The following is a 12,149-nucleotide window of genomic DNA, read 5'->3' as shown; positions in this document are numbered from 1 at the left end:
TTTTAAATACATCTTTAATTGTAAATAGTTTCACAATGTAATTCAATAAATTATCAGTTTGTTTACAAAATTGTCATTTTTATATTTCAATCTGAATTGTTGGTAAAGTTATAAATAATAAGTATAATAAGTATATTATAAGGAGGTCTGACCTATGAAACTCACCCAATATACGGATTATTCATTACGAGTTCTCATGTACCTTGCTCAGCAAAAGAAACAATCTCAAATAGAAGAAATAGCAAACTTTTATGGTATATCTAAGAACCATCTAACAAAAATTGTTCATCAACTTGTTAAATTAGGTTATTTAAAATCAGTCAGAGGTAGAAATGGCGGAATTACGCTTAATCTATCACCTGAAGACATAAATATCGGTACACTTGTTCGACAAACAGAAGAACATTTCGAACTAGTCGAATGCTTCAATATGGAAACGAACACTTGCCCTATCGCTCTAAATTGTGGCCTCAAAGGTGCACTCCACCACGCATTAAATGAATACCTCAAAACGCTAGATCAATATACTTTAAGTGATATCGTACCCAAAAATAATCTAAAAGATACACTCTACACTCCTTAATAGTAGATATCGGTCTTAAGGTCGATGTAAATGTTACAAGTTTGCGATAATCTTGTAACTATAAGGAAATCAACTTAAAAAAATGTTATCCTTTCCTTATAACCTTACAACAAAGGAGTACATAATATTATGATGAATAAATTAATACAATCATTAACTGTCTTAGGTGTTTCTGCAACACTTGTTACACCTTCACTAACTGCAAACGCAACTGGAAACAGCTTACCTGAAATTAAAGGTGTTGAAGGCGACGTAGTTGAAAAAGGCTCTGACTATGATTTATTAAAAGGAATTAAAGCATTTGATAAAGAAGATGGAGATTTAACTAAAAAAATAAAAGTAACTGGCGATGTTGATACTTCAAAATTAGGAAAATACAAAGTTCAATATAAAGTTACTGATTCTGACGGTGCTTATAGAACGAAATGGCACTATGTTTATGTAGTAGAAGAAGGTTCATTAAATGGGGCAAAAGATAAAGCTTCTAAAGATAAAAATAAAGAAAAAGCAGAAGTAGCATCTAATAAAGAAACTTCTAAAAAAGACTTAGATGAAAATATGCCACTAATTACTGTTCCAACTAAAGACTTAGTGTATCAAGGTGATAACTTTGATCCTATGAAAGGCGTTAAAGCTTTAGATAAAAAAGATGGTGATATAACGGATAAAGTAACTGTTAAAGGTGATATCGACACTTCAAAAACAGGTTTACAATACATTACTTATCATGTAAAAGATTCAGATGGTTACTATTACACGTATAAACGAGGCGTGTATGTTAACGACAGTGACTTAGCACCTAAACCTGAATTAACAGGTGTTAAAGATATTACAGTAAATAAAGGTGAAGACTTCGATTTACTTAAAGATGTTAAAGCAAAATCTAATTCTGGCGATGATTTAACTTCAGACATCGTTACAAGCGGTGAAGTTAACACAAATAAACCAGGTAAATATAAAGTTGGTTACGCTGTATCAGATAAAGACGGACATATTACAGCACAAGGTAGAACAATTACAGTAAAATAATATTCTAAAAAGAAAGACTTCTAAAAATTAGAAGTCTCAGAGTGTCGACAAAGTTATATACTTTGTCGGCATTTTTTATGCGCATGCTTTCCGCGGGCAAGTTCTCAGCCTGTAGTCTTCGAATCATGCTGTTCCCGCAGGAGTCAGCGCTTAAAAATGCTGAACATTGAAAGTGGAGGTCGACAGTTTGAAATTCTAACTTGGATGTCTCGGATTTTTTGTTGCTATATTTCTTTAAGTTTAGCGTTAATTTTTTTACTTTGTTGAATGTTGATGATCATAAAGATAAACCAAATGACAAGAAAAATAAGTGTAAATATGACAAGGGCACCTAATAAAGGTTCGAATTGTAATGGTACCCAATGATTAATTGTTGAAATGATGAAGAATGTTAATATACTACCACCTAAATGAATAAACAGTTTTACAGGTAATGGCATGCGCTCTGATTTATATACGATTGGTAAGAAACCACATACAGCTCCGAAAAGATAAACACTCATCACTTGTGGAATATCAATTGAAATATTGAATATGGCGATGAATATCAACATAATACTACTCCCGATTCCAATACCTTGTAATATGGATTTGAATATATCTTTCATAATATTTTCCTCCTTATATTCCTAAAATTTTTGTTAAATTTTTAACATAACGTCTAGATATTGATACTTTTTTATTATTAATCAAGGTGGCAATCAAATTACCTGAGAAAGATGGCGATACTTTTGAAATATAATCTACGTTTACAATTGAAGATTTGCTGATTTGTACAAAATGTTGTTGTGATAATTGCTGTTGTATCGATATAAGTGACATTCTTGAAGTGAATTGTTCTGTTTTAGTTATAATCGTAAGCTGTTTGTCGTATATTTCTATGAATATAATATCTGACTTAGTTACAAGGTGAACACCCTGTGTTGTTTTTATACCGATTTTATCGGAGGGTGTTTGATATTGTTGAATATAATCTAATAGTTGATTGCCGATTTTTTGTTCGTATGTGCTGATCGTTATATCTGTTGATGATGAGGTTGAATCAATGTGTAAGTGAACATTGAATTGATTTGTCATAGCTAGTACCTCCTTTGGTTATATAGTATGTGTTTTAAATAGGTTTGTCAGTAGTTATGGCATAACCGGTTTAAATGCAAGTATATGCGGTTAAAATTATACAAGACACTTCCATGATACTGATTTGTTTGAACAAATATTTGAAAGAATATTAGAAATTACGGTTAAGAATAATTTAATTGACCACTCAACATTATTTGTTAGCAATGTGGGTCGTAAAAGAGCCACATATAGCCTAGATTAAACGAAGTTTAAGTTTGAATTTAGTGAAAAATACTTTTTTATACAAAAAAACAAACTGAACTTATAACTTTAAGTACAATTTGTCCACAGTCTAAGACTTCTAAAAATTAGAAGTCTTTCTTTTTTATCCCATTTATTTATGTATTTTAATAATTTAAAATTATATATACCTTACTGAATTTACAATAAAACCATTGAAATTATCATTATAAAGTGAAAATTTATTATTTACTTATTCAATTCAAAAAGTACACAAAAATTTAACAATTAGGTTAAATAGCGTCATATCAAAGCTAGAGCAATGCATTTATTGGAAACAATGCTTACAAGGCTTTAAATAGCCTTGTAAATATGGATAAATCCTTTAAAATTAAGGTCTAGCCATATATATAGGTATATAGAAAATGGGAGGTAAAAAACGTGGCAAAGTTAAAGTCAATACTTCTCATGTCAACGCTAGGTATTTTACTTAGTGGTTGTTCAAACTTAGAAGTATTAAACCCTAAAGGACCCATGGCGGAAGATTCACATTTCTTAATTATTTTCTCAATTATTATGATGGTCTTCATTGTCGTAGTGGTCTTAATTTTGTTTTTAATATTTATCATTAAATATAGAAAAACAAAAAATGTAACATCAGGTACAATGCATCACAATCTCATTTTAGAAGCAGTATGGTTTATTATTCCTGTTATCATATTAGTGATATTGGCTGTACCTACAGTTAAATCTCTATATAACTATGAAGAAGCACCAAAATCAGAAGACGAGCCCGTCGTTATTTATGCAACGAGCGCTGGTTTCAAATGGTTCTTCAGTTATCCAGAGGAAAAAGTAGAAACAGTAAATCACGTAACGATACCAGAAAACCGTCCTGTATTATTCAAGCTACAGTCAATGGATACAATGACTAGTTTTTGGGTACCTCAACTAGGTGGTCAAAAATATGCCATGACAAGTATGACTATGGATTGGACTTTAGAAGCAAATGAGACAGGTACTTTCAAAGGTAGAAACTCAAACTTTAATGGTGAAGGTTTCTCAAGACAAACATTTAACGTAAATTCAGTAAGTAATGAAGATTACGATAAATGGGTATCTAAATCGCAAAAACGTAAAACAATAGATCAAGATACATTTGATCATCAAATTCTTCCGACAACAAAGAATCAGGAACTTACTTATAGCGGAACACACTTAGCATATGTAGATCCAGCAGCAGACCCAGAATACATCTTCCATGCTTATAAACGTTACCGTTATGAACCAAAAGATCCAAACTTCTATGATGAAAGTGAAGGTGTAACTGAAAAACCAGTTCTCCCTCCACGTAAAGTTACGGTTACTAACCCTAACTACGAACGTCATGGAATGAAACCTATGATTCTTAAAAATAACGAGAAATATGATAGTGAATTCAAGAAAGAAGAAGAACATCATATGGATGAAATGGAAAAAATATCAGAAGATGCAAAAAATGAAGATGAAAAAGGTAACAAACAATCTTCTAATAAAAACCATGGAGGTGACAAGTAATGAATTTTCCATGGCATGAACTCATCATCCAAAGTGACTGGATGATCACAATGGCACAAGTTCTACTTGTATTAACAGGTATATGCGTTGTTGGTGGTTTAACTTACTATAAAAAATGGAATTGGTTATATTCAGAATGGCTAACATCTGTCGACCATAAGAAAATTGGGATTATGTATATTATTTCTGCTATCCTAATGTTCTTCCGTGGTGGTGTAGATGCTTTGCTTATTCGTCTACAATTAATGACACCAGACAATACATTACTAGAGTCACAGCACTATAACGAAATCTTTACAACTCACGGTGTAATCATGATTATCTTTATGGCTATGCCATTCTTAATCGGTTTAATGAACGTGGTTGTTCCATTACAAATTGGTGCTCGTGACGTTGCATTCCCTATGTTAAATAACTTGAGTTTCTGGTTATTTGCTGCAGGAATGGGATTATTCAATATTTCATTCGTACTTGGCGGTGCGCCAGCTGCTGGTTGGACAAACTATGCACCATTAGCAACTGACTTCAGTCCAGGTACTGGGATTAACTATTATTTAATTGCAATACAAATTGCAGGTATTGGTACATTAATGACAGGTATTAACTTCTTTGTTACTATCCTTAAATTACGTACTAAATCAATGAAATTTATGGAAATCCCTATGTTTACAATAACGACTTTAATTACGTCATTAATAATTATTCTAGCTTTCCCTATTTTAACTGTCGCACTTGCTTTAATGACATTTGACCGTTTAATGGGAACGAGCTTCTTTGAAATAGCAAATGGTGGTATGCCTATGTTATGGGCAAACTTCTTCTGGGTTTGGGGTCATCCTGAAGTATATATTCTTGTATTACCTGCATTTGGTATGTTCTCAGAGATTATTCCAACATTTGCTCGTAAACGTTTGTTTGGACATCAAAGTATGGTTTGGGCAACAGGCGGTATTGCATTCTTAAGTTTCTTAGTTTGGGTTCACCATTTCTTCACTATGGGTAATGGCGCATTAGTTAACTCATTCTTCTCAATTTCAACTATGTTAATCGCAATACCAACGGGTGTTAAAATATTCAACTGGCTATTCACCCTATTTAAAGGTCGAATCACCTTTGAATCACCAATGTTATTCGCTTTAGCGTTTATCCCTAACTTTACTTTAGGTGGAGTAACAGGTGTTATGCTAGCAATGGCAGCAGCTGACTATCAATATCATAATACGTATTTCTTAGTGGCACACTTCCACTACGTAATTATTGCAGCTGTAGTATTCGCTTGTTTCGCTGGTTTAATATTCTGGTATCCAAAAATGTTTGGTTACAAATTAAATGAAAAGATCAACCAATGGTTATTCTGGACATTTACATTAGGCTTTAACCTATGTTTCTTACCACAATTCCTATTAGGTTTAGATGGTATGCCTCGTCGACTATATCAATATGTACCTGAAGATGGATGGTTCACATTAAACTTCATCTCAACAATCGGTGCATTCTTGATGGGTATTGGATTCTTAGCATTAATTTGGAACGTAGTATACAGCTTCGGTAGAGCAAAACGTGAAGCTACAGGCGATAACTGGGATGGCTTAGGTAGAACATTAGAATGGTCTACTGCATCAGCAATTCCACCACACTATAACTTTGCTATCACACCTGAGTGGTATGACACTGAAACGTTTGTAGAAATGAAACAAAATGGCAAACATTATCTTGATAATAGAAATTATGAAGATATTCATATGCCTAACAATACACACGTTGGATTCTGGATGGCAGTTAGTTTCTTATTCGGAGGTTTCTTCTTAGTATTTGAAACTTATATACCTGCAATTATATTCTTAATTGGAGTTATAGCATGTATGTTTTGGAGAAGTTTCCAAGAAGACTATGGCTACCACATTCATGCTGAAGAGCTAGAAGAAAATGAAGCAAAATTACGCGAATTACGCGAACAAGAACTTAAGGAAAAGGAGGACAATAAAGATGAGTAATGAGCAACATAATACAATTGATACTGTTAATGAAACAGGCCAATTAAATAAACTCGGATTTTGGGTCTTTCTTACTGCTGAAATTGCGTTATTCGGTACATTATTTGCAACATTCCTAGTCTTACAAAAAAGTGGTTCTTATGGTGGCGCTTCAACGCCTGAACTATTTGAATTACCTTTAGTCATGATAATGACATTCTTACTATTAGTAAGTAGTTACACATGTGGTATAGCTGTTTACTTTATGCGTAAAGAAAATGTTAAAATGATGATGATTTGGATGATTATTACCGTTTTACTTGGTGCAGGATTCGTTGGATTTGAATTATATGAATTTACCCATTATGTAGGTGAAGGTGTTACAGCTCAATTAGGTTCATTCTGGTCTGCGTTCTTTATTTTACTAGGAACACACGGACTTCACGTAACTGTAGGTATATTCTGGATTTCAGGAGTTTTAATCCAAATTGCTAGACGTGGTTTAAATGAACATAACGCACCTAAAATTTTCATAGGTAGTTTATATTGGCACTTCCTAGATGTTGTATGGATCTTTATCTTTACACTAGTTTATCTTGTAGGGATGGTGAGTGGATCATGAATAAAACAGTCGTAAATCATACAGTCGGTTTAATATTCTCAATTGTACTTACATTGTTAGCTGTTTACGTTATGTTATACACTGGCATGTCTCTACAAGTAAGAACTTCAATTATTGTTGGATTTGCTTTTATTCAGGCACTTGTACAATTGTTAATGTTTATGCACTTAACAGAAGGACGAGACGGTCGAGCAACTGCATTCAAAGTACTCTTCGCAGTAATCATTACTTTAATTATTGTAATCGGTACTTATTGGGTGATGGTTGGTGGACACAGCTCTCACCTATAATAAAAATCTAAGTTTAAATAAATAAAACAGTCGCAGTTCTTACTAATAAGAACTGCGACTGTTTTTTATGTAAATCAATTACATTATAAGATTTTCAAAGTCTTTACTTATTTCAGCTATTTTATCGGTATTATTTGTTTCTCTGAAATAAATAATAGCTTTCTGATACATTTCAATTGCTTTTCTCCTATTTTTCTTTGTTTTATATAATTCTGCAAATTGTAAAAATCCATTACCCATAATTTCAAAATCATATCTAACGAGATTTGCTTCAATATCTCTTAATAATATCATTGCTTCCTTATTGTTATCTGACTTAATATAATTACAAACATTTTCTATACTTTTTTTAATATACATAACCTTTACTTTTGCCCCCACTTATAATTCATTAATGCTATTATTGTAATCCCTCTATTTATAAAACTCAAGGTAATAAAACACGCCATTAGCTTTACATGCAACTAATGGCGTAATTATCTCTATTAAATAATATTTATATTAAACTTGTTTCATAATCTTCACGAGTTAATGGAGCGAATTCGTTGTAAATATCTAATAATTTAACTTTCTCATTTTCCCAATTATATATTTCTTTAGCTACTTTAGTATTTTCACTCATTTCACTTCTTAATTGAGGGTTTTTAACAAGTTTATTAACTGCTTCTGCTATTTCATTTACATTATGTGAATCTATTACAATTCCTGTATTTGTTTCTTCTACAACTTTCTGAATTTCAGGAAAGTCACAACTCACAACTGGTACATGTGCCATCATATATTCAAATAATTTATTTGAACTAGCTGAATAGTGATTAAAACATATATTTTGTAATACTTGAAAACCTAAATAAGCTTCTCTCGTATAAGAAGGTAATTGTTGAAATGGAACTTTATCAAGAAAATGTATTCTAGAGGACTGAGCCGATTGTTTACTTTGATCTTTTAACGATTGTGTTAGCTTACCTCCGCCTATAAATAGCAAATGCCCTTCTTCTATTTGATCCATAGCTTCTATTAATAGTTCAAGCCCTCTACCTTGTTGTAATCCACCTTGATATAGTAATATTTTTTCATTTTTCGAAACACCTATTAATTCGTGTAAATTTATTTTAGGTTTATTTTGAATATCATATTTTTCAGAGTAATTATATAAAGTCTTCGGATAAAAATGATATATTTTTTCGTTATATGCTGCTCTTGTATGATTCTCTACAATCATTTGATCAACAAATTTAAGCATATATGATTCAATCTTTTTAATTTTTTCTTTATTATAGCCTGTTCTATCTGATTGTACTTCGTGACTATCATAAATGAGTGGTTTTGGTTTAAACCTCAATTTAGAGCAGACAATTGCTTGTGGTAATGTATTTAAATCATTAGCATGATAAATATCGGCATTTTGTATATAGCCTTTTACAATCATTCTTATGATAATCGCACTGTTTATAAACCACTTTCTCACTTTTTTAAATTTAATCATTCCAGCCGCTAATAATAAAGACATCAAATATGCAGACATTAATGTGAAGCTGACATAAAATAAACTTGGTATTATAGCAATTTGCACACCTGCAACTACAAGTAAAAATTTCTTTCCATAATCTTGATAAGCTTGTAGTATCCAAGGATAACGTTTTACTCTATGTACTCTGAACCTTTCAGATATTTCTTCATAAGCTGTAATCATTGGGTTTTTCGGGTCATTTATTGCGATTAGATCAACATTATATCCTGTTTCAGCTAAAGTAGTACACTCTCTATTGACCCTTGCATCATTCGTAAAATGATTCCACACAAACATTGTTACTTTCTTCATTCTATTACCCCATTTAAAATTGAAATAATTAAATTATAAAATGCCTACTTGAAATAGCATAACGTATATCCAAGCGATGCTGAGCATGCCTATCATTGCTAATAAACTTATAGGTCTTTTCTCTTTATGAACATCTTTTTCATTTACTTCTTTTTCTCTTTGTTGCTGGATTTTTATACGTTTATATTCTAACTGCTCTTTTTTAGATTTCTTTTTAACTTTTTGTATAAGATTAACATATCTTTTAACTACTTCTTGTACTTCTCCATATGCAACCATTTCACCGTAATGAATCCATATTGCTTTTTTACACATTTTCTTAATTTGACCTGCAGAATGTGATACAAAAAAGATTGTTTTACCTTGTTCTTGTAATTCATGCATTTTTTCAATACACTTATTAGAAAATGTTTCATCACCTACTGATAATGCTTCATCGACAATCAAAATATCAGGATCAGTATGAATCGCTATTGCAAAGCCAAGTCTTGATTTCATACCGCTAGAATATGACTTTAAAGGTTGATAAATAAAATCATCTAATTCACTAAACTGAACGATATCATCAAATTTTTCATTGATTTCTTTTTGAGACATACCATGCATCAAACATTTATAATGTATATTCTCTTCACCTGTGAAATCGGGATTCAAACCTGCACCTATAGCAATTAAAGATGGCTTACCATTAGTATAAACTGTGCCCGATGAAGGTTCGATAACCCCACCCAATATATTTGATAAAGTTGATTTTCCTGAACCATTTAACCCTATTATTCCAACTGATGTACCTTCTTCAACTTCAAAAGAAATATCATGAAGAGCATAATATGGTTTTGATTTATAACTTAATCCAAACGTAAATAATGATAATAATTTATCTTTTCTACTAACATTTAAGTCATATACTTTAGATACATTTTCACATTTGATTTTATATGTTTGTGACATGCGTCTCACCTTTTCTTAAAAAAGCAATTAATTTTTCAATATTGTCTTCCCATATTAAGTGTTCATCCCTATATTTTTTCGCATTTTCGGATTTTTGAATTAATGATTTTTCATTACGCTTTAATGATTCTATTTCATTAACAATTGTATTAACGGAACATTGTTTTCTCGCAAATCCTAAATTATATTTTTGGATAATCGCTTCTGTAGGACCGCTAATATTAGATATAGGCGGCGTCCCCACACCGATTGAATCTATAATTTTACCTGGCATAACGTTCATAAAAACTTCAGATGATTCTAATATAGAAAGTGAAACATGATGTTTTGCTATTTCTTTTAAACACTCACTTCTACCTAAAGGTTTCTGTAATTGAATGTATGGTAATTCACGGACTGCATCTCTAAATTTAGCAGCTTGTACACCATACACGATTGCTGTTAAACTAATTTTCTTTTCATTTAACTTTTTGCAAATCTCTATTAACTGGTTTACATCTTGAGCATATCCAATATTTCCAGTATATATAACACTGAAATCACGATACTTTTCTTCTGTTTTCAATTCAGTTTTCGATAAACCATTAGGTAAATAAAATATAGGTATTTTTGTTTTTAATTTTGACTGAATATGAGATCTAAATGCTTCATTATTTATAACAATTTTGTCTGCTTCATTATACATTTTTCTTTCTAGATACTTAAGTAATGGCATAAACAGACTAATATTAACGTGTTTTAATCCATTTACACTATCTGGCCATAAGTCACGAATTTCCAGAACATAAGTTGGATGTTTACTTTTTTTGAAAAATAAAGTAGCCCAAGCTAAAAATATATTAGGACTTGATACATAGACATAGTCATAATCTTTATCATGCATTTTCAAGTAAATTCGAAGACGCATATATTGTTCAATATAATAAACCAATCTCATAATAAAGTTGCTATTTTGTTTATTACCGTGCATTTTCATTCTTATAATTTTACTATGTTCTAGTTCATTTAAATCTTCATCTGTAAAATATGAACTATCTTGAAACAAATCTCTATTTGGATATGTTGGTTCAGTTGTTAACATCGTCGGATCTGCGCCTTTAGTTTTAAAAGCTTTAAACATCATTCTCATTCTATTTGCAGCAGAACCAAGTTCAGGATAAAAATTTTGTGAAATCATAAGTAATTTCTTTGTCATTTCAAAAACACCCTATAAGTAGTCTAGTAATCTTCGTTTAAATCTTGAGTGAACAAGTGAACCAATTAATATTAATAATATTGTAATTAACCAGAAATAAATATGGTCATGCCATTGACCATATATTGAAACATTACCATGTACAAAGGCTGTTCTGTACACACCTACTAAATATGCGAAAGGATTTAAGCTCGCAATTCTTTGTAAAATACCATGTGCTTCTTCCATAGCCCAAAATATTGGTGTCATAAAGAATAGCATTCTTATAATATTTTGTAATAAGTTTTTAGTATCTCGTATAATAATAACTAAAGTACTCATTATTAATGAAATACCAAAAATAATCGCAAATGATGCAACGATAAAATATATAAACCAGAAATAATGCCACCATGGTACATAACCATTTATAACAGAAATAACAAATAATATAGACGAAGTAATCATCAGATTAATCATATTATTTGTTAAAGCTATAGAGATAAATATTGAAGATGGGAACTTCATTTTGGATAATAGACCAACATTACCTTGTATGGCAGCTGCTCCAGTATTAATTCCTTGGGATATAAACAGCCATGGGAACAAACCTGAAATTAAATGCACTAAAAAGGGAACACCTACAACTTGAGCACTTGCATCCCCTCTTAAACCTAACCCAAATACAAGATAATATACAGCTACTTGAAGCATAGGCTGTAATATATTCCAAAATACACCAAGATAATGATTAGCGTATTGACTCTTCATATTATATATCGCTAGTTTAAATATCTTGGGTAAATTATAGATTTGTTCTTTAAATATCTCTGCAACAATTTTCATGCT

General features: G+C 31.2%; 13 protein-coding genes. 6 read left to right on the top strand and 7 right to left on the bottom strand.

Annotated elements, in window-relative coordinates; genetic code table 11:
- Positions 1 to 154 precede the first annotated feature (154 nt).
- Both LQ615_RS10410 and LQ615_RS10405 read left to right on the top strand, forming a co-directional pair.
- On the top strand, positions 155 to 583 hold the full coding sequence (locus tag LQ615_RS10410) for an RrF2 family transcriptional regulator (RefSeq protein ID WP_016999656.1): 429 nt from the start codon (positions 155 to 157) through the stop codon (positions 581 to 583).
- Positions 584 to 712: 129 nt separating this feature from the next.
- Positions 713 to 1,612, top strand: a complete 900-nt coding sequence (locus LQ615_RS10405) for an immunoglobulin-like domain-containing protein (RefSeq protein WP_070045568.1) — start codon at positions 713 to 715, stop codon at positions 1,610 to 1,612.
- 224 nt (positions 1,613 to 1,836) lie between these two features.
- Here LQ615_RS10405 and LQ615_RS10400 read toward each other — a convergent pair whose 3' ends face one another.
- Together LQ615_RS10400 and LQ615_RS10395 are read right to left on the bottom strand one after the other, a co-directional pair.
- The gene (locus tag LQ615_RS10400; protein WP_070045566.1) at positions 1,837 to 2,220 is read right to left on the bottom strand and encodes a DUF3021 domain-containing protein; all 384 of its coding nucleotides are present in this window, start codon (positions 2,218 to 2,220) and stop codon (positions 1,837 to 1,839) included.
- 13 nt (positions 2,221 to 2,233) lie between these two features.
- On the bottom strand, positions 2,234 to 2,689 hold the full coding sequence (locus tag LQ615_RS10395) for a LytTR family DNA-binding domain-containing protein (RefSeq protein WP_070045564.1): 456 nt from the start codon (positions 2,687 to 2,689) through the stop codon (positions 2,234 to 2,236).
- Between the two features lie 663 nt (positions 2,690 to 3,352).
- Here LQ615_RS10395 and qoxA point away from each other — a divergent pair.
- The 4 genes from qoxA to qoxD are packed head-to-tail and all read left to right on the top strand — an operon-like array spanning position 3,353 to position 7,353.
- Positions 3,353 to 4,468 (top strand): cytochrome aa3 quinol oxidase subunit II, encoded by a 1,116-nt coding sequence (gene qoxA / locus LQ615_RS10390; protein WP_016999654.1) that lies wholly within the window; start codon positions 3,353 to 3,355, stop codon positions 4,466 to 4,468.
- The gene (qoxB, locus tag LQ615_RS10385) at positions 4,468 to 6,462 is read left to right on the top strand and encodes a cytochrome aa3 quinol oxidase subunit I (RefSeq protein ID WP_016999653.1); all 1,995 of its coding nucleotides are present in this window, start codon (positions 4,468 to 4,470) and stop codon (positions 6,460 to 6,462) included. The genes qoxA and qoxB overlap by 1 nt, the downstream gene beginning before the upstream one ends.
- On the top strand, positions 6,455 to 7,063 hold the full coding sequence (gene qoxC, locus LQ615_RS10380; RefSeq protein ID WP_016999652.1) for a cytochrome aa3 quinol oxidase subunit III: 609 nt from the start codon (positions 6,455 to 6,457) through the stop codon (positions 7,061 to 7,063). The genes qoxB and qoxC overlap by 8 nt, the downstream gene beginning before the upstream one ends.
- Positions 7,060 to 7,353: a cytochrome aa3 quinol oxidase subunit IV gene (gene qoxD / locus LQ615_RS10375; RefSeq protein ID WP_016999651.1), complete on the top strand. Its 294-nt coding sequence runs from the start codon at positions 7,060 to 7,062 to the stop codon at positions 7,351 to 7,353. Before qoxC ends, qoxD begins: the two co-directional genes overlap by 4 nt.
- A 78-nt stretch (positions 7,354 to 7,431) precedes the next feature.
- On the opposite strand, the gene LQ615_RS10370 is transcribed toward qoxD, so the two are convergent.
- The 5 genes from LQ615_RS10370 to LQ615_RS10350 form a co-directional block, all read right to left on the bottom strand.
- Positions 7,432 to 7,713 (bottom strand): hypothetical protein, encoded by a 282-nt coding sequence (locus LQ615_RS10370; RefSeq protein WP_016999650.1) that lies wholly within the window; start codon positions 7,711 to 7,713, stop codon positions 7,432 to 7,434.
- Positions 7,714 to 7,849: 136 nt separating this feature from the next.
- Positions 7,850 to 9,175, bottom strand: a complete 1,326-nt coding sequence (locus LQ615_RS10365; protein WP_070045562.1) for a glycosyltransferase — start codon at positions 9,173 to 9,175, stop codon at positions 7,850 to 7,852.
- 33 nt (positions 9,176 to 9,208) lie between these two features.
- Positions 9,209 to 10,126: an ABC transporter ATP-binding protein gene (locus LQ615_RS10360; RefSeq protein WP_070045560.1), complete on the bottom strand. Its 918-nt coding sequence runs from the start codon at positions 10,124 to 10,126 to the stop codon at positions 9,209 to 9,211.
- Positions 10,110 to 11,321, bottom strand: coding sequence for a glycosyltransferase family 4 protein (locus LQ615_RS10355; protein ID WP_070045559.1), 1,212 nt, complete (start codon positions 11,319 to 11,321; stop codon positions 10,110 to 10,112). The genes LQ615_RS10360 and LQ615_RS10355 overlap by 17 nt, the downstream gene beginning before the upstream one ends.
- Before the next feature lie 12 nt (positions 11,322 to 11,333).
- Complete coding sequence (locus LQ615_RS10350) at positions 11,334 to 12,146, bottom strand: ABC transporter permease (protein WP_016999646.1); 813 nt, start codon at positions 12,144 to 12,146, stop codon at positions 11,334 to 11,336.
- Positions 12,147 to 12,149 lie beyond the last annotated feature (3 nt).

The sequence above is a fragment of the Mammaliicoccus sp. C-M13 genome, from assembly GCF_022386845.1.
Classification (GTDB): domain Bacteria; phylum Bacillota; class Bacilli; order Staphylococcales; family Staphylococcaceae; genus Mammaliicoccus; species Mammaliicoccus lentus.
Note: the sequence above shows the minus strand (reverse complement) of the source record. Positions and strands in the feature narration are given on the sequence as shown.

Bases quoted from the DNA above. Each gene is read 5' to 3' on its own strand.
- LQ615_RS10365 (WP_070045562.1), bottom strand. From the start codon at position 9,175: ATGAAGAAAGTAACAATGTTTGTGTGGAATCATTTTACGAATGATGCA.
- qoxC (WP_016999652.1), top strand. From the start codon at position 6,455: ATGAGTAATGAGCAACATAATACAATTGATACTGTTAATGAAACAGGC.
- LQ615_RS10370 (WP_016999650.1), bottom strand. From the start codon at position 7,713: ATGTATATTAAAAAAAGTATAGAAAATGTTTGTAATTATATTAAGTCA.
- LQ615_RS10350 (WP_016999646.1), bottom strand. From the start codon at position 12,146: ATGAAAATTGTTGCAGAGATATTTAAAGAACAAATCTATAATTTACCC.
- LQ615_RS10400 (WP_070045566.1), bottom strand. From the start codon at position 2,220: ATGAAAGATATATTCAAATCCATATTACAAGGTATTGGAATCGGGAGT.
- LQ615_RS10405 (WP_070045568.1), top strand. From the start codon at position 713: ATGATGAATAAATTAATACAATCATTAACTGTCTTAGGTGTTTCTGCA.
- LQ615_RS10410 (WP_016999656.1), top strand. From the start codon at position 155: ATGAAACTCACCCAATATACGGATTATTCATTACGAGTTCTCATGTAC.
- LQ615_RS10360 (WP_070045560.1), bottom strand. From the start codon at position 10,126: ATGTCACAAACATATAAAATCAAATGTGAAAATGTATCTAAAGTATAT.
- LQ615_RS10395 (WP_070045564.1), bottom strand. From the start codon at position 2,689: ATGACAAATCAATTCAATGTTCACTTACACATTGATTCAACCTCATCA.
- qoxB (WP_016999653.1), top strand. From the start codon at position 4,468: ATGAATTTTCCATGGCATGAACTCATCATCCAAAGTGACTGGATGATC.
- LQ615_RS10355 (WP_070045559.1), bottom strand. From the start codon at position 11,321: ATGACAAAGAAATTACTTATGATTTCACAAAATTTTTATCCTGAACTT.
- qoxD (WP_016999651.1), top strand. From the start codon at position 7,060: ATGAATAAAACAGTCGTAAATCATACAGTCGGTTTAATATTCTCAATT.